Annotated in this window: 15 protein-coding genes; 8 read left to right on the top strand and 7 right to left on the bottom strand. The window is 51.0% G+C overall.

The window, feature by feature from the left end:
* Positions 1-62: 62 nt before the first annotated feature.
* From BOC67_RS11980 to BOC67_RS11970, 3 genes are read left to right on the top strand one after another with little or no spacing between them, the layout of a single operon-like run.
* A complete protein-coding gene (locus BOC67_RS11980) occupies positions 63-443 on the top strand; it encodes a PH domain-containing protein (RefSeq protein WP_291910562.1) in 381 nt (126 codons plus the stop codon).
* A 49-nt stretch (positions 444-492) separates the two neighbouring features.
* A complete protein-coding gene (locus BOC67_RS11975) occupies positions 493-1020 on the top strand; it encodes a GNAT family N-acetyltransferase (protein ID WP_291910561.1) in 528 nt (175 codons plus the stop codon).
* 9 nt (positions 1021-1029) lie between these two features.
* Positions 1030-1755 carry an ATP-binding protein gene (locus BOC67_RS11970; protein ID WP_291910559.1) on the top strand — a complete coding sequence of 242 codons (726 nt, stop codon included), beginning with the start codon at positions 1030-1032 and terminating at the stop codon, positions 1753-1755.
* A 116-nt stretch (positions 1756-1871) separates the two neighbouring features.
* On the opposite strand, the gene BOC67_RS11965 is transcribed toward BOC67_RS11970, so the two are convergent.
* Positions 1872-2738 carry a UbiA family prenyltransferase gene (locus tag BOC67_RS11965; RefSeq protein WP_291910557.1) on the bottom strand — a complete coding sequence of 289 codons (867 nt, stop codon included), beginning with the start codon at positions 2736-2738 and terminating at the stop codon, positions 1872-1874.
* An 88-nt stretch (positions 2739-2826) separates the two neighbouring features.
* Positions 2827-4500, bottom strand: a complete 1674-nt coding sequence (locus tag BOC67_RS11960) for a hybrid sensor histidine kinase/response regulator (protein WP_291910555.1) — start codon at positions 4498-4500, stop codon at positions 2827-2829.
* 326 nt (positions 4501-4826) lie between these two features.
* On the opposite strand from BOC67_RS11960, the gene BOC67_RS11955 reads away from it, so the two are divergent.
* The 3 genes from BOC67_RS11955 to BOC67_RS11945 all read left to right on the top strand — a co-directional run bounded on the left by BOC67_RS11955 (position 4827) and on the right by BOC67_RS11945 (position 8994).
* Positions 4827-7196 (top strand): ABC transporter permease, encoded by a 2370-nt coding sequence (locus BOC67_RS11955; RefSeq protein WP_291910553.1) that lies wholly within the window; start codon positions 4827-4829, stop codon positions 7194-7196.
* 173 nt (positions 7197-7369) lie between these two features.
* Entirely contained in the window at positions 7370-8110 is a 741-nt protein-coding gene (locus BOC67_RS11950; RefSeq protein ID WP_291910551.1) for a hypothetical protein, read from the top strand.
* Between the two features lie 98 nt (positions 8111-8208).
* Complete coding sequence (locus BOC67_RS11945) at positions 8209-8994, top strand: alpha/beta hydrolase (protein WP_291910549.1); 786 nt, start codon at positions 8209-8211, stop codon at positions 8992-8994.
* Positions 8995-9007: 13 nt separating this feature from the next.
* Here the strand turns inward: BOC67_RS11945 and BOC67_RS11940 are convergent, their stop codons facing one another.
* The 5 genes from BOC67_RS11940 to BOC67_RS11920 form a co-directional block, all read right to left on the bottom strand.
* Positions 9008-10072, bottom strand: a complete 1065-nt coding sequence (locus BOC67_RS11940; protein WP_291910547.1) for a hypothetical protein — start codon at positions 10070-10072, stop codon at positions 9008-9010.
* 11 nt (positions 10073-10083) lie between these two features.
* Complete coding sequence (locus BOC67_RS11935; protein ID WP_291910545.1) at positions 10084-10794, bottom strand: Crp/Fnr family transcriptional regulator; 711 nt, start codon at positions 10792-10794, stop codon at positions 10084-10086.
* Positions 10795-10986: 192 nt separating this feature from the next.
* Positions 10987-13740 (bottom strand): hypothetical protein, encoded by a 2754-nt coding sequence (locus tag BOC67_RS11930; RefSeq protein ID WP_291910543.1) that lies wholly within the window; start codon positions 13738-13740, stop codon positions 10987-10989.
* 113 nt (positions 13741-13853) lie between these two features.
* Complete coding sequence (locus BOC67_RS11925; protein ID WP_291910542.1) at positions 13854-14390, bottom strand: hypothetical protein; 537 nt, start codon at positions 14388-14390, stop codon at positions 13854-13856.
* A 343-nt stretch (positions 14391-14733) separates the two neighbouring features.
* Entirely contained in the window at positions 14734-15597 is an 864-nt protein-coding gene (locus tag BOC67_RS11920; RefSeq protein WP_291910541.1) for an AraC family transcriptional regulator, read from the bottom strand.
* 91 nt (positions 15598-15688) lie between these two features.
* Between BOC67_RS11920 and BOC67_RS11915 the strand changes: the two genes are divergently transcribed.
* Positions 15689-16795, top strand: a complete 1107-nt coding sequence (locus BOC67_RS11915; RefSeq protein WP_291910539.1) for an alkene reductase — start codon at positions 15689-15691, stop codon at positions 16793-16795.
* Positions 16796-16980: 185 nt separating this feature from the next.
* Positions 16981-17685, top strand: a complete 705-nt coding sequence (locus BOC67_RS11910) for a hypothetical protein (protein WP_291910538.1) — start codon at positions 16981-16983, stop codon at positions 17683-17685.
* Positions 17686-17748 lie beyond the last annotated feature (63 nt).

The following is a 17748-nucleotide window of genomic DNA, read 5'->3' as shown; positions in this document are numbered from 1 at the left end:
CATAAACGTACGTACCGAATGTACGAAATTCTCTATCTTTCTGCTTTAAATCAACGTTACACATGGGACTTTTTTCCGGGCTGCTGGGCAATGCCGGCGCCGTTAGTCAGGAACAACTGGTTAAAGAATATTCCAGGCTGCTGACCGATACAGAACAGATACAGATGGGCTTTAAACTCATCCGGGATGTATTTCTTTTTACTAACAAGCGCCTGATCCTGGTGAACAAACAAGGGATTACCGGCAGTAAAACGGAGTATATCAGTATTGCGTACAAGAGCATTTCCCGCTTCAGCGTGGAGACGGCGGGCACCTTCGACCTGGATGCGGAGCTGAAAATATGGGTGTCCAGCGAGCTGCATCCCAGTATTGTGAAGCAGTTTAACAAGTCGGTAGATGTGTATGAGGTGCAGAAAGTACTGGCGCATCATGTGTTGGGCTAACCTTCGTACCTTTGCCGCGCATTCATTCAATTGCTAAACAGCCGTGCATATGCATTTCTCCATACAACCCACTTTGTCAAATGAGAAGGCTACGCTGATCCCCCTGGAAGAGGCGGACTTCGAAGCCTTGTACGCCGTTGCCTCCGATCCCGCCATCTGGGAGCAGCATCCGAATAAAGACCGTTACAAACGGGAGGTATTCCGTTCCTTCTTCGATGGCGCCCTTGCCAGCGGAGGAGCGTTTAAGATCATAGATAAAGCCAGCGGCGAGCTGGCGGGCAGCACGCGCTTTTATGATTACGATGCGGCGGCCAACAGCATCCTGATCGGCTATACGTTTTATGCCACCAGGTTTTGGGGGACCGGTATCAATCCTTCCGTCAAGCAGCTGATGCTGGATTATATTTTTCAATTCGTGGATACGGTGGTCTTCCACGTGGGGGCGAACAACATCCGTTCCCAAATGGCCATGACACGCCTCGGCGCCGTGAAGGTAGCGGAAAAGGAAGTGGCTTATTTTGCAGAACCAACCCGCCATAATTTTGTGTATGAGATACAAAAGGGAGACTGGCGGTAATTTTATAAGATGAGTATTTTTGATCTGATCATTATTGATCCCAGCAGGATCGTCCTGGAGGATGTTTTCTTCAGCGAGGCTAATAAAGCGGCATTGGAACAGGTGGTAAAAGAACACCGCTACATCGGCGAGTTGAAGCAATACGGGCTGCCGGTAGATAACAAGATATTGTTGCACGGGCAATCGGGCTGCGGCAAAACCACCACCGCCAAAGCGATTGCCAACGCGTTGCAGAAGAACCTTGTTATTCTCAACCTCAGCACCCTGGTATCGTCCAAGCTGGGGGAAACATCGCATAACCTGAAAATGGTGTTCGACAAGGCTATACGGGACAAGGCCGTATTGTTCCTGGACGAGTTTGACCAGATCGGGAAAATGCGTGCTACGGATGATCATGATTCCGGGGAAATGCGCCGCCTGGTCAATACGCTGTTGCAGCTGATCGACTATTTTCCGCACGATTGTATCCTCGTTTGCGCTACTAATTTTTACGACCTGATAGATCCTGCGCTGCTGCGCCGTTTCCAGCTCAAACTGAAATATGAGCTGCCGGGCAGCACGGAGCTGGACGCGTTTTATGATAAGAAGCTGGAGCGCTTTCCTGCGCACCTGCGGGATATTCCGCGTCATTACGATATTTCTTACGCGGAAGCGGAAGATTATATTAATACCAGTATGAAAGCTTTGATTATTGCGGAGTTGGAGCAAAGGGAGCTGGTAATGGAGCAGGGGTGAAAAGGCTTGATTGGCGGAAGGTGGGCAAGGGAAGCTGCGCTGTTAAAGCATAAAAAATTCCTTAAACCGGAACCTGCGATTCCGGTTTAAGGCAAACAAAACATCCTTCCCACCAGCTACTTCAGAAAGCAAATCACCGGTATCGTAGCAATGAACAGGTACACGAAGTAGTGATAGGTCTTATCATCCGCCTTGCTGGTCCTGAACCGCATGACCCGGTAGGCGACCACCCCATGGTACACATACTGCGCCACTATGAGCGCGATCACCCAGGTGGAGAAATTCTCCTGGCTTACGATCGCGAAGTAATACAGTATAGGCGACACCGTTAGGAAGTACACGAACAGCATCTTCCGGGACAGGAGGTCCCCAAATTGCAACGGCAACGTTTTGCGGTGCATTACGGCATCGCCGACCTGGTCCCGCAGGTCCTGCACGGGCAGCCCAAAGCCCGCCCAGATGCTCAGGAAGATGATGAACTGCCAAACGTTGTGGCTGATGGTGGGCGTCGTCAGCTGCCATTCCGCCCCCATGAGGGCTACCGTACCTGCGGAAATGCAGATCAGGTTTTTGGTCACCCAGTGCCGGCTTCCCCAGCCGCACAGCACGATGGTAATGACCTGCCAGGCAATGGCAAACAGCAGCACTTTAAACAGGTAAGCTACGATAATGAAGCAGGCGTTGTAGATCAGCAGCCTGATAATGGCGCCACGCCTCGTGACCAATCCGGCCGGCAAAGGCCTGTCCGGTTTGTTAATTGCATCCTCTTCCACCGAATTGACCTGGTTGGCCACGCAAAAGGTGAGAATGTACAGCATGGTATAGACCGTGCACATAAGGAAGGCCAGGGGAAAGTCCTGGATGTGCCTGTTCTCATAGATCCATGCAGTGATGAAGGTGGTGTAGCAGGGGACAATAGTATCCCAGAAGTCATTCCTGACAAATCTCCAGATGAGTTTGGACTCGAAAAATAAAGTATTCACAGTTAGCAAAAATTGGTACCACGATAAATATATCATTCTTGCTGCTACTGCGGAAGCCTGTAGGGAGAAATGTAAAAGGAATGTAAGATCAGCAGCGAAGCTGAGCCTGGACGGCGCTATACAGCTCTTTGACCTTGAAAGGTTTATGCAGTCGGATAGTACCACTGCTTAAACTATTGGCAGGTATGTCGGCTGTCTGGCCGGTGATCAATATGACCGGGATGTTACGGAGCCGGAGGTCTTTCCGTAATAGGGCTATCAGGTCGGTGCCGAGCATTTCCGGCATGTTCAGATCAGTGATGATAAGGTCGGGCACCTTCTGGTCCATCAGCTGAATCCCTTCGTTAGCACTGCCTGTAACCGTAACAGTGGCGTTTTTGTCTTTGAGGGTTCGACTCAGCGCTACCTGGTTCATGAGGTCATCTTCAATCACGAGAATATTAAAACCGGTAAGGTCGAAGTCTACTTTTTCTTCTTCCGCAGCAGTAATATTGGCAGCATCCTTTACCGGCAGTTGAACTGTAAACAATACTACATTATTTTCCGCATTCACGGTAATTTTTCCCTGTAATCTTAACACGAGGTAGTGGGTGATATACAGTCCCAGGCCTGTACTGTCGAATTTTGACTGGTTAGCGGATTCAAAAGGCTCAAACAGCCTGGCGATCCGGTTTTTGGAAATCGTGCCCGGGTTGGAGACTTCCAGGGTAAGGGTTCCGTTTTCCTTGCGGGCGTTGATCCGGATGGTGGCCCCGGTGCTGCTGTGTTTGATGGCGTTGGTCAGGAGGTTGTTGACGATCTTCGTCAGCGCGAGCCTGTCCGTACTGATGGAGCCGGCCACGTCGCAGGTCAGCACGATGTTCTTTTGCTGCAGGTTGCCCAGGATGTTGAAAATGTTCACCTTGTCCTGCAGGAAGGGTTGCAGCTCTATCACGCTTTCGACGGACTCTTCTTCCTTGCCGGCTTCGATTTTCGTAAGCAGCAATCCGTTGTTGATAATGTCCAGCGCCTGCGCGGAGGAGCTTTTCAGGCAGGTGATGAGGTGTTGCTGTTCGGCGGCGCTCAGTTTGGCGCTGTCGATCAGCTGCGCAAAGGTGACGATGGTATGAATGGTATTTCTCAGTTCATGATTGATCTCGGCATGGTACAACGCCTTTTCTCTGTTCAATCGCGATACTTCTTTCAACGAGCGGTCGTTCTGATTGATCAGCAACCAGGTACTGAAACCGATTAGCGCCAACATGGCTATCCAACAAATTAACTTGATATCCGCGGAAGCGTCGTAACTGAGTTCCAGCGGTTTAATCAGCACATAGGTGCTGTTGAGGCCAATGGCGGTAAACAGGAGGATCGCGACGATGAGGCAAAAGATGCGTACGCCCCAGCGCTTGTACACTGAAAAGGAGGAACCGATTAAAAATGTCAGCAAAAACGCTGTGATTAAAGCTTCGGGCATGGCAGGTCCCAGGAGGGCGCCGAAATAACAGGCAAAAACGGTATGCGTCAACACGGTACCCAGGGTGCCAAATTCGTATATCCTGCGGGAGTTAAACCAGATGACGGTTGCAAAACAAAGGCATTCTACCGCCACGCCAATGATCAGGTAAATACTGTTGGTGAGATAATAGAAATAGCTGCCAATTACCGCCAGGAATATGGATGTCAGCAAAGCCAGGGCATTGATGACAATCACACTGTTATACTGATTTCCCGCATCCGAAGGCACTCCGGCAAAAATAATCTTCCGAATAAATTTAATCATCTCAGTGTTTTTTGAGGGCGGCACGTATTCTGGTTTTCAATAGAATATTGGCTACTTTGCCAAACGTGTAATCCATAGCATGTAACATTTACAGTTGTAGTTCGGGTAGCAGTGCTACCTGTTTAGGGGGAGCGTAAATTACGGATATTTTCTCATTAGCAACTCCCGCTTATGGAACTTGTTAAATTTAACAACTGTAACATTATCGGACAGTAGTGTATCGTTTTCGAACATATATTTTGTATTGTTAATTTGTAAATGTTTATTTAGTAAGATATGGATGCCCCGGCATATAATTTTCTGCGGCCCTTTAAACTTCTTCCGCCATGCTGAAAACCTGGATGCTGACTGCTTTCCGTTACCTGCGCAAGCACCCGCGATTTACCTGGCTCAATGTAGCCGGACTATCCATCGCGCTGGCTGCGGTGCTGCTTATCAGCAGATGGGTGATCGCCGAATATGAAACGGACCGGTTTCATAGTACCCAAGGGCGATTATACCAGGTAATGGAAAACAGGACCCAGGAAGGCCGCATTGTTACCGCTGCGGAGACCTCGCCGTTGTTGGGCGAAACGCTTCCGGCGCAATTCCCGGAAGTAGAGATGGCCGTTACCACCACGCCGGAAAACTGGTTCCCCAAAGTAGCCGTCACCGCGGAGGATAAGCCTGTACGGGCGGCCGCCGTTTTTGCCGGAAAGGATTACTTCCGGCTGTTCGACTATCCGTTGCTGTTGGGGCAGCCTGCGCAGGTGCTGGCGGACAAGCAGGACATTGTCATCTCCCAAAAACTGGCTACCGCTTTATTCGGCCATCCCGCCGCCGCCATCGGGAAAACAATTTCCTGGCAGCTCCTGAACCTGAAACGCACTTCCGTGATAGCCGGCGTGAGCGATGATATCCCCGCTGCCTCCAGCATCCGGTTTGACATGGTGTTGCCGTTTGAGGTGTTTAAGGATATTATGCAGATACCAGGGACCCTGGATGGCAGCAATGCCTCGGGACCTTTCCATACCTACCTTGCCTTACGCCGGGGCGCCAGTGCCGCTGTCTTTGAAAAGAAATTGAGCCGCTGGATCAGCAGTTTCAATAACCAGCCGAGAGAGCTGCTGCTGGCCGATTATGCGGACAACTACCTGTATAGCCTATACGAAAATGGTCGCCCTTCCGGCGGCCGCATCACCTATATCAAATTATTTGCCGGGATTGCTATTCTTATCCTGATCATCGCCTGCATCAACTTCATGAACCTTACGACTGCCGGCGCTTCCAGGCGTATGAAAGAGATAGGCGTACGTAAGACCATGGGCGCGGCGCGCAGCTCCCTGATCCGGCAATTCCTGCTGGAATCCATTGGCATTGCACTGCTCTCTGCCATAGCTGCCGTGCTGCTGGCGGGTTTGCTGCTACCTTATTTTAACCAGGTTACCGGTAAAGCTATGCGTTTGCTGGAGGGGCCGTACATGTGGGGCCTGCTGGCGGCGCTGCCGCTCATTGCCGGGTTGCTGGCCGGCTGCTATCCTGCCTTTTACCTCTCCGGCTTAAAACCCGCCGCGGTACTGAAAGGCAAGCTGCCGGTAAATATCCGGGAGCTGTTTGCGAGAAAAGGATTGCTGACTTTCCAGTTCACCATATCGCTGGTATTGCTCTGCGCCGTACTGGTGTTGTACCGCCAGCTGAACTATCTTCAGCAAACTTCTCCGGGCTTTGATAAGGACCAGGTAATCACTTTTGAAGCGGAAGGCCGCATCGCCACCAACCTGCCTGACTACCTGCAGGCCGTAAAGCAGGTGCCGGGCATCACGCAAAGCGCTGCCATGGTGGGTAATATGACGGCACTGCATGCAGCGGAAGTAAAAGTTACGGCAGCAGGCCGGGAGTATCAGCTGATGCTGCAAAATGTAAACGCGACGAAAGGCCTTGTGGAAACACTGGGCATCCCGCTGCTGGCTGGTAGTTGCTTTGCCGGCAATGCGGCAGTCGACAGTGGAAAGGTAATGCTGAACCAGGCCGCAGTAGCGGCGCTCGGGCTGAGGGACCCGGTCGGGAAACTGATCCGGATAGGGGACCAGCAGCGCCGTATCATCGGCGTTACTGCCAACTTCCACAGCCAATCCCTGCATGAACCCATCCAGCCGGTCGTCTTCCAGGTGGACGACCTGGTGCAAACCATCCTGCTGCGTTTGACCGCAGGGCAGGAGCAGGCAACGCTGGCCGCGCTGAAAGCCTTCACGGAAAAATACAACCCTGGATTTGCGTTTGAATACCGCTTCCTCAATGATACTTACCAGGCCCAGTATGCGACGGAGCAACAGGTAGCCCGCCTGAGCGCCAGCTTTGCCGCGGTGGCGCTCAGCCTCTGCTGCCTGGGTATTTTCGGGCTTACGGCTTACTCGGCGCAGCTCCGGCGGAAGGAGATAGGGATACGAAAAGTTTTGGGCGCTTCACTGGCGGATATACTCTGGTTATTTTCGGGTGATTTTAAAATTGCATTGTTGTTATCGTTTGCCATTGCTATGCGTGTGGCATGGTGGGGCATGCACCGATGGTTGTCGGGGTACGCTTATCATATTCATCCTGGATGGGTATGGATCATTTTGCCGGGAGTGGTGATGGTTATTTTGGTGGCAGGAGCGATGTTGCTGCAAACGTTGCAGGCGTGGAAGGTGGGGGCGGTGGAGCATTTGCGCGCAGAATAGGGGAAGGGCCTTCCTGTAAGCGGAGTACGGAAGGACCTCCCTGCGCGCGGAATAGAAAACGCCTCCCTGTAACTTATCCATCCCTCCGCCCGTTTAACATTTCATACCAGCATATTATGCTGCAATAACCTATTTTTATCACCAAAGCGTAGCACAAGATAAATTGATCGCTCATGAACCGACTCCATTATTGCTTAGTTAGCTTATTCGCTGTAGTAACCCTGTTTGCCTGCTCAAACGATCCGGAAGTAACACCTCCCACCATTCCCCTCGGCAGTACAGACGTAAAAATCTGGGCGGGAAAAGATACCAGCATCAGCATCAACGATACGGCCGTTTCTGCCATTACCCTGAATTCTTCCAACACGGATGTCGCGACCATCAAGCTGGAAGGCCGCAAGATACAGATCCACGCGGTCAAGGAAGGCGTAACCACCGTTTTGCTGAATGCGCCGGGCAACCGGCAGGGCGCCCTTACGGTGCGCATCATTGGCATAGGTGGCGGTACCGGTTGGCGGCGGGTAGACAGGAATGACAAATTTCCCCTCGTCATTTCCGTACAGGCGGCCGATGCCGCATTCGCCGAAAAGCTGAAAACGCAGCTGGCGGACGAAATCCTGGGCAAGGTAACAGACGGACCGGCGGCACTGATTTTCACGGGCACGGATAGCGGCACGTTTGTGGAAGGCCGCGGATCCAAAATGATCCGTGAAGGCAACTATACTTTCCGCAACCTTACGCTCACCCTGAACCCGGGCGCTACGCAGGAACTGTACACCCTTGTACCGCAAAACCTCACTACCTTCAAAATGGTGCGGGACAGAACGGAAGAATTCAAGGCAGCCAACCCTGATAAAGGCATTGAACTCGTGAAGGTGGAAACATACTGGGGTAAGATCAATACACCCGGTTGATCCATTGTCGTAATACTCCGGCATATTGTCGCAAAAGCACCGCCTGAATGAGGGGGTGCTTTTCTATTTTTGGGAAAGTAACCATACAATAAATCCATATGCAAGTACAAACAACGCCAGGCAGCTATGCCGATGTAAACGGACTTCAGCTTTATTATGAAATTCATGGAAGCGGATTTCCGCTGGTATTGCTGCATGGCGGCGGTAGCACCATCGAAACGACTTATGGGCGCGTATTGGCCGAGCTGGCGAAGGACCACCTCGTGATAGCGGTGGAGTTACAGGCGCACGGCCATACCAGGGATATTGACCGGCCTTTGTCCTTTCAGCAGGATGCGGACGATGTGGCTGCCTTGCTCGGGCAACTAAATGTAGCCCAGGCCGATTTTATGGGATTCAGTAACGGCGGCACTACCTGCCTGCAGATTGCTATCCGTCACTCGCAACTGGTCCGGAAGCTGGTTTTAATGTCTGCCAGTTATAAAAAAGATGGTCATATCCCTGGTTTCTTTGACGGATTCGATGGGGTTTCCTTGAAGGATATGCCAGCCCCGCTTGTAGAAGGCTTTTTAAAAGCCAACCCGGACGCCGCCGGCCTGCAGGCCATGTTTGAACGGGATGTTGCGAGAATGAAGGCTTACACAGATATACCGGATACGGATATACGAAATATCCAGGCGCCGGCAATGGTGATTAACGGCAACCAGGATGTGATCACGAACGAGCATGCTCTGGAACTGGCCCGGATCTTACAACGAGGGCAGGTGGTAATACTACCCGGACTGCATGGCGCTTACATTGGGGAAATTTGTTCGCCCACGCCGGAAAGCCGCGTTCCGTTGCTCACCGTTGCAATGATTAAAGAGTTTCTGGCAGCTGGTTAATTGCCATCCATCCCTAAAACTCAATATTTTCCTGCACCGCCGCCAGCGGTATATCACTACCCGCATCCACCACGCCTATAATGGAATACTTCCCTTTAGGCAGCGACTGCGGAATATGAAAACTCAGCACCCGCTTCTGCCCCGGGAACATGGGGAATTGGGGGAAGTCCACCTTTGTTCTTTCATTGGTAGATACATTGGATAACTCCAGGTAGCTGTTTACCTCTATCTGCATTTTCCCGGTATTTTCACACACGAGGTTGCAGGTGCGGGCACTGTCCGTAGGCAGCTTGAAATCCAGTATCTGCACATCCCGCTCTGTAAACGATGGCGGCGTTTGGTAGAGGTGTATCCCTACGCGCATGCGGTTATGTACCTTCGTTTTCATGCCTTTGGCATCTTCCACTACCTGCTCCTGCGTGGTTTCGAGGAACAGCATGGCCCACTTCATTTCCGCCGTGGCAGCGCTGTCTGGCGGCGCGGTGATTTTCACCGGCAGTTCCACCGTTTGCCCTGGTTCCACTTCCAGGAAGGATTTATCCATGCTCACCCATTTGGCGCAGCTGTGATGGGTGCTGCCGGGAGGGGAGTAAATATGTGCGCCCACGGTATCCCGGTCAAAGTCATTGATGTAAATGGTGAACTGCTTTTTCACCGGGAGGTGATTGGTGATCAGCACTTTGCCCACGGAAGTTTGTCCGTTGGCCAGCCTGAACTCTATGGTGGCGGGGCGTATCAGTAGGCCACCGGCAGGCGCGGTAGCCTGGCCTTTGGCCTTGGGTGCAATGGTGTCAGTTTTAGCGGGGGGCGTGTTGGCATTCACGGCCTGGCCGCCTGCGGGAGGGGGAACTGTATCGGTCTTTGTAGGCGCGAGGTTCGCTTTTACTGCTTTAATATTAATGCCAGCCATATCAGCCTTCGGCATTCCCGCTTCTGCGGCCTGGTTCCGGCCCTTAGTGCCATAGGCAACGCCAGCTTTCAGCATACATTCCTTGCCATTAATATTAATGCCAGCCATATCACCCTCCGCCGCCAGCACCCTCACACTAATAACCATAATCAACAATCCTGTTTTCATACGTTGGGATATTATTCGTTACCAGATCTGATGTCATCATGATAAATAATCCGCTCCAATTTTTGGATGTCATAAATGATGATCTTACCGTCCTGTATCTGGATGATATGCTCATCCCGGAGGTCGCTCAACGTGCGTATCAGCGACTCCTTGGCCACACCGGCAATAGCGGCGAGGTTGCACCTGCTGATGTTCAGGGAGAACTCCTCTTCGCCATTGGGGTTATACTTGTGGTAGGTAAACAGTAAGGCTTCTCCCACCTTCTTACGGAGAGAGCTATACGCCATGCGCAGCATCTGCTCCTGCTTGTCGGCAATATTGCGGGTGAGGATGCGCACGATGTCCAGCAGGAATGCGGTGTTGTATTGAAAGAGGAAGCTGAGGTCGTCCCTGGAAATAAACACCAGTTCCGCTTCTTCAATCACCTCGGCCGTTTCCCGGTACCGGCCGCCTTCCATCAACGCCTGGAAGCCGATGAAGTCGCCCTCATGGTACAAGCCCGTGATCAGCTCTTTGCCATCCTCATTCCACTTACTGGTTTTTACCTTCCCTTTCAGGACGTAAAAAATAGAGGTGGCCGATTTGCCCTCGTGGTACACGATCCGCTTCTTTTTAAGGTGCATCAGGTTTCCTTCTTCAATCTGCATCCGAAGTAATTCATCGATGGTGGAGGCCGGATTGATAGGAGTGTCTGCTTCGTCTGAAATCATTACCTTTTTCATCTTAGAATAATTAGAATAGTTACGGCGTACATATGATTTGCTGTCAAATGGCTATTCAACAACGTGGGGATATGGTCGCAATTTTCGAACGGAATAATGGGGTTCGTTACAGCCGCTCTTTTAGCGACCTTTTGGGGTAAATGCCTTGTACATGGTTACGACAAAAAATAAAGCTGTGTTTCCGGTTGCATATTATGGTTGTTTTGGTTTAAAGAATCTGATTTCCCGGCTCTTGTCTATGATCTCGAAATTAACCGTAGCATCCGTTTTTACCGTCAGGTCCACCTGGTAGGCCATGACCCTGGGTTTGATCTTATCAGTAAAAGCTTCCGGGTTTAACGATACGATGTATTTTCCTGCGGGTACATTGATAAAATACGCTCCTTTCATATCGGTGAGCGTGCTGAAACTTATGCCTGCGCTGTCAGTCGCAATCACCTTTATATTTTCCAGCCGCACGTTGGTAGCTGCAATGGAATCCGTTTTAATATTCAAAAAGCCTGCAATCACACTACTCTTTTTAAAAGGCAAGGGCAGGGTCATATCCCTGGTCACTGTAATCGTCTGCGACAGGCCACCCGCCGGGATGATCCCTTTTTCAGCGTTAACTGCCCTAAACTGTAATTTGTAGTTATCCGGTTCTATGTGTTTATAGCTGATCAGCCCATTGGCATCAGAGATAAATGCTATATCATTTATGCTGACTTCCAGGTTTCGTATAGGGCGCTCTCCGGGGTCTTTTATGCTATTACCGTTAACATCATAGAACGGCAAAAGGTTTAACGTATAATAGCGGCGTTGGTAGAATATCGGGATATTGAATTTTTTCCGCACGTTCAGGCTTACATACTGCTGGTTAATGCCATTGGGAGCGTCCGTTTCGGGCGTGCCCAGCGGGATGTTGGCCATCAGGTTTACGTCCAGCCCATTATGGAAGTTATGATAGGTGATGTTGCCGCCTACCATGTTATTAATGCGGTTATCGTACAGGGATTTGGAGAGGTTGTAAAACAGGTTCACCCGCAGGCGCTTCAATGTCGTGAAGTTCACGAAAGGCCCTGCCAGTATGGTTTGCTGGTAGTTGACAAAGTTCTTGTCCACTGACCGGTCAAACATCGGCGTTTGTACAAAGTACCCTTTTAAACCTACAATTTTGTAGGTACCTACCAGGGAGGTGGTATTCAGGTACACCGGCTTCTTATCCTTACCGTACGCGGGATCGTAGCCGTTGATGGTATTCAGAAATATGCTGCCGGCCTTACCAAACTTTTGCTGGTACACCAGTTCCGCGAACGCGTATTCCGGCAGGGTGTTGTTGATACTGCCTTCCTGGCGCAGCTTTCCCACGCTCAGGGCCGTATTGCCGCCGTTGATGTAATAGCCGTAGGTGAGCCCGTATTTGGTGAAGTTATACTTCAGGTCGTCCGTATTGTAAATCGTATCCCGGAGAAGGGTTACGCCGGATTGATTGTACTGGTAAAAGGCCCCGATGCCGCTTTTGCCCAGTCGCCAGGTCAGGTTGTGGGATTGAATCCGGAGCCCTTTTGTAAGGCCGGGATACCCGTCGCTGTTGTATTGCATCTGGCTCACAAAGCCCACCTTCTTGCTGCCGGCCGTAAAGGTATAACCTGCTGCAAAGCCGATTTTATTCTGCGGGTCAAATGGACGCCTGTCAAAGGTGAAGTCCTGTCCTACGCCGGCATTGACGGTGAGGGAGAGGTTTTCCTTTTTCAGGACTAATGCCTCGTTACTGAACAGGATGCTGTTGTAGCGGGTGCTGGTGTCATGGTTCGCGGAAATGGCCTGCGTCAGCAGCACTTTACCAACATTATACTGCGCGCTCAGGGTAGCATTGTCATTCGTAAACCCGGGTATGTTATTATGGATGGATGCTCCGGCGCTGATATAAGTCCCCGGTTTGGGTTTGTAGGTAACGCGCCCGCCCGTGCCGTAGGTATAGAAGTACTTGATTTCATTCATTAATCCGCCGTAGAACGTCCACAGGGGCGTGCTGTATTCCACCCCGAAAACATTCCGCTCCAGCGTATTGCCCATCCCGTACTGTTTGGTGCGGTAAAAGAAGTTCAGGTTGCGGTCATTGGCCATGGCGATTTCGCCCCGTGCGCCCATGTAATAATTGAACTGATCCCCCCATTTGATAAAACCTGCTTCCACGGTAAAGGGGAAGGTATTGAAAGGAGAGGGGTGGGCTTTTAACTCACTTTGGATGCGTTCCAGGGTCACGACGTTCATGTAGCTGGTACCGGAAGTGTCTTCCACGGTAACGGCTATTTTCTCCCGCTGCAGGCGGTTCCACTGATTTTCGGTAATCCGGATCTGGTAAGTAAATACAGTATCCATACCTGGTCGTAATTTCAGTTTCAGTTGATGGTTGAGGTCCAGGGCATTGTCTTTGAACTCCGTCGTGTAGATGCCGTCTACAGTACCGTAATTCCTGATTTTGGTGGTGATGCTGACGATTCTTTCCTCGCCTTTCAGCTGTACTAGTTGTGTAAGCGGGGTTACTGCAAACGCGCTGACAGGATCTGCTTTAATCTGATAGGTAACCAGCTGCTCTACGCCCGACTGCTCGCGGATGCGTACGGATACCGGCATCCATTTGGCAGGGGAATTTTGTTGCTTCATGACAATCACCGGTATCACCCACGATTCTTTGGGGCCAAGCTGTTTTCTGACCGCTTTCGCCGGGGCCAGGAGCCGCCAGCAATCGGGTACCAGAATAGATACGGTGAAATCCACATTATGGTTTTCCGTATTGGTAATCCTGAAGTTATTGTACAAAAACTGAATGTCTTTTTCCGCCGCCAGGGAGTCTTTATGCTGAATGGATAAGGCACTCCCGTTCTGCGCAACCAGCTTTGTGCAGGTGATATTGCAGCCGAATAACAGCGCAATACGCAGGATCGGGGGTAACCAGCATTTCATAAAGTATCAGCGCGGGGTTGGGGGTGGGTATCGAATCTACAATTGAATATCACTTCACTATAAAGCAGGCAAGCCTTTCCCGGGGAAAAGGCTTACCTGCGCCTAAGACGGAATTATAACTGTGTTGCTGTTAAAACTACGTCAAGTCCGTACAGACCGCCGCCGTAAGACCATCCTGGGTCTGCTTTGAAGCGTACGCTGAATTGTTTGTTTGCTCCTGCTGTACCGCCACTGATCAAAGGCGCATTAGAAGTGCTCAATGCAGTAAATGACGGGGCATTGTTGGTACCGCCAGTGCTGTTTGCACTGCAACGATATTTCAGAATGCTGCATGGCATGTTTGGATTGGTAGGGCTCAGCGGGTTAAAATAAGAGAATGTTGCTGATGCAGCTTTGATAGTAACATTAAAGTTACGGTTGGAGTAAACAGAAAAGTCACTGGTAGGATTGCCCCAGATGTCCACCAGGTCTTCCCCGTTGGTGTAATCTGAAGCAGAATTAAAGATTGCACCCATACCATCCACAGGTGGATTGATCTGGATGATGTTTGACAGTACTAAACCAACGTGAACGGTGGAGTGGTCTGAAGCTTGAGCAAAACAGCTCATTGAGGCCAGCGCAATAGCAGCCGATAAGAACAACGCTTTCATTTTTTTGGGTTTTAAGTTCTGAGGTAAAAAACAAACCAGCAACTGAATAGTTAGTAATGTTCATTGCGGTTTACGATCACAATATTAGAGAGTTTATATTTTCAGATTGATGACCGTCATCACCATTTCTAAATTTTTGTTAAAAATCTCCGGGGTTAATGAATTGTTATTGCTAAACATCAATACTGATAAGGGTTTCAGGCTATCGCTACGGACCGGTTAATGCGTAATTATTTTTTAAAAAGTACAAAAATGGGTGAAAACACGGTAGGGTTTACGTGTTTATACGGGGCGATTGTCCAGTGCTTCGTACGTCCGTACCCGTTAGTAACGGAAAGCGGGTTCAGGAGGGTAATGCCTTTTTCCGAAAGGCCGCTGGACTGGTGCCGCTATATCGACGGAACTGCCGCCCCAGGTGGCTTTCATCGTTAAAGCCCAATTCTGCCGCTATCTGCCCGATGGTCAGATTACTATGCAGCAACCGGTGCTGCACCATGCGGATTTTGTGTTGCGTGATGTAATGTTGTAAACTTTCGCCGGTATATTTCCGGAAATACTCGCCTACATAATTTGGTGAGAGGTTAAAGGTTTCCGCCAGGTGATCCACACGCAGCTTATCTGCTTCCCCGATGTGCTGCCGGATGTAAAGCAGCATGCGGCTAATAACAGGCTCTTCGCCATTGGGGCAGACTTTGGCGTTGGCGCTACCCGCCACGTTACGCATCAGTATGTTGAGCATCAGGGTGACCAGATGCTGTAAATTCTCCTCATGATAATCCCTTTGACCTTCATACTCTGTGATCAGCTGGCGGATAAGCGTGGCGATCATTTCGCAATCACCCCGATGGGTGATCTGTACTTCCTGGAAACGGTTGTGATGAAAGAAAATATGTTCCAGCTGTTGCAGCCATTGACTCGTCCTTTCCTTGTCAGCCGGGGATTTGCTCTGATGCAAAAAGACTTCCGAAAAACGGATACTGCAAAGCCGGGTAGGGGCGTCACTCTCAAAACCCCGGCAGTCCAGCGGCGTATATAAATAGATATGCCCTTTCGCGTAAGGGTAATTATTCCTGTTGAGCGTGCGCATGCCCGAGCCTTCCATCACCTGTACCAATTCAAAAAAATGATGCACGAGAGGGCGCTCATTCCAGTGCTCCAGGTCGGAAACATACAATTCAAAGGGCCGGTGTAATGCTCTGTTTGCCATAACCTGCAAATTTACAAAACAAACCTTTTTTTGTACCTGTTCCGGCGTAACAGTCCCGCCTACCTTTGATGCGTAAAAAATGAATCAACAGATGAAACACCTATTACTGACGCCTCTGACTTATAAGCAGCAAACATTTAACAACAGGATCGTAATGGCCCCTATGAGCCGCCGCCGCGCGGAAGGCGCCATGCCACAGGAAAACATGGGCATCTATTACGCCCAGCGCGCCGGGGCAGGCCTCATCATTGCAGAAAATACCGCAGTATCACCCAACGGGGTGGGCTATCTGAATATTCCCGGCATCTTCAACGATGCGCAGCAGGCCGCCTGGAAAAAGATTACCGGCCAGGTGCATGCCCGGGGAGGCAAAATATTCCTGCAGCTGGTGCATACAGGCCGTATCGGTCACCCAGCCAACCAATGGCAGCAGCCGGTGGTAGGCGCATCCGCGCTTCCTGCAGCCGGCGTGCTCCGCACCCCTTATGACGCGCAGGCGCCCTTTCCCGTGCCGCATGCGCTGACGACCCAGGAAGCGGATGGCCTGGTAGCAGCGCATGTGCAGGCAGCAGAAAGGGCCATCGCCGCCGGGTTTGACGGGGTGGAAGTGCATGGCGCACACGGCTTTCTTCCCATGCAATTTCTGCACCCGCTTACCAACAACAGAACGGATAAATACGGGGGCTCTATTGAAAACCGCAGCCGCTTCCTGCTGGACGTCCTGAAGGGCATCATGGACGCCATCGGTCCGGAACGTACAGGGCTGCGCCTTTCGCCCTTCTCCGGGTTGAACGACCTGCCGCCTTTTCCTGAAGAACTGGCTACCTACCGGTACATCGTAGAGGAGCTGCGTAAAACATCCCTGCTGTATATCCACCTGTCAGACCAATCCACCAACGGCGAGCCCCCGATTCCCCACTGGTATTTACAGGAACTGCGGGAACGCTTCCCCAACCTCATTATCCTTGCCGGCGGCTATACGCAGGCAACGGCAACAGCCATGCTGGAAGCGGGACTGGCGGACCTGATTGCGTTTGGCAGGCCCTTCATCTCCAACCCTGACCTGCCGGAAAGGTTCCGCCATGGCTGGCCGCTGGCGCCGGCCGACGAGGCTACCTTCTACCACGGAGGCGATCATGGACTGATCGATTACCCTTCGTACAGCCGTCCCCGTGAGTGCGCCCATGCCGCAGGGTGAAGCGCTTCTCCGGAAGGGATCCGTTGCTTATCTTTGTAAACTGTAGTGTTTTCAAATACAATGATTTGTTAATATTACAGCAACGGTTTGTCTATGTGTCAGACCTGTATTAGATTGAGCAAAATCTCTGGACACAATTGGTAAGAAAGGCTTCGATAATATTACTACTGTTACTGTGCGGGTTGTTGGCAAATGCGCAGCAGGTGCAGATCAAAGGCACCGTGTATGAGCGTACCCAAAGTATGGGGCTGCCGGGCGTGAGCGTACATTCTACCGGTGGCGGCGGCGCCATTACGGACTCCCTCGGCCGATATACCATTAAAGTAGGCGTCAACGACTCGCTCCGCTTTTCCTACCAGGGGAAGTCCACCCAGCTATTCCCCGTAAAAGAAATCAGCCTGGTCCGGCCTTTTGATATGAAACTCTATGTAGACGTGAAGACGCTGCCTACCGTAGAAGTATTCGCCAAATCCAGGACCTACCAATCCGATTCCCTGGAACGGCGCCGGGAGTACGGCCGGTATTTCGACTATGCGCCTGAATACCTGACCACCAACCCCGGCGGGGCCACCTATGGCGGCGCCGGCGTCAACCTGGATGCACTCTTCAGCCTCGGAAAGATCAAACGCATGGAGAACTTCCGCAAACTGCTCGTGCGGGAAGAACAGGAAAAGTTCGTAGACAACCGCTTCACCAAAGCCCTCGTACAAAAAATCACAGGGCTGGAAGGGGAAATGCTGGACGGTTATATGATCGAATACCGGCCCACCTACGAAATGCTCCTGAGCTTCGAAAATGAATACGATTACCTCCGGTTTATCAAGGAGTCCGGCGAGGATTATGCGAACTGGTGGCGGAGGAACCACTTTAAACAGGCAAAACGGCCCTGATGAGCTATCATTTTTCTTATAGATACCTATTAGTTATATTCTTTTTCTGATAAAATGCCGTGG

It is taken from the genome of Chitinophaga sp. CB10, assembly GCA_001870995.2.
In the GTDB taxonomy this organism is placed as follows: domain Bacteria; phylum Bacteroidota; class Bacteroidia; order Chitinophagales; family Chitinophagaceae; genus Chitinophaga.
Note: the sequence above shows the minus strand (reverse complement) of the source record. Positions and strands in the feature narration are given on the sequence as shown.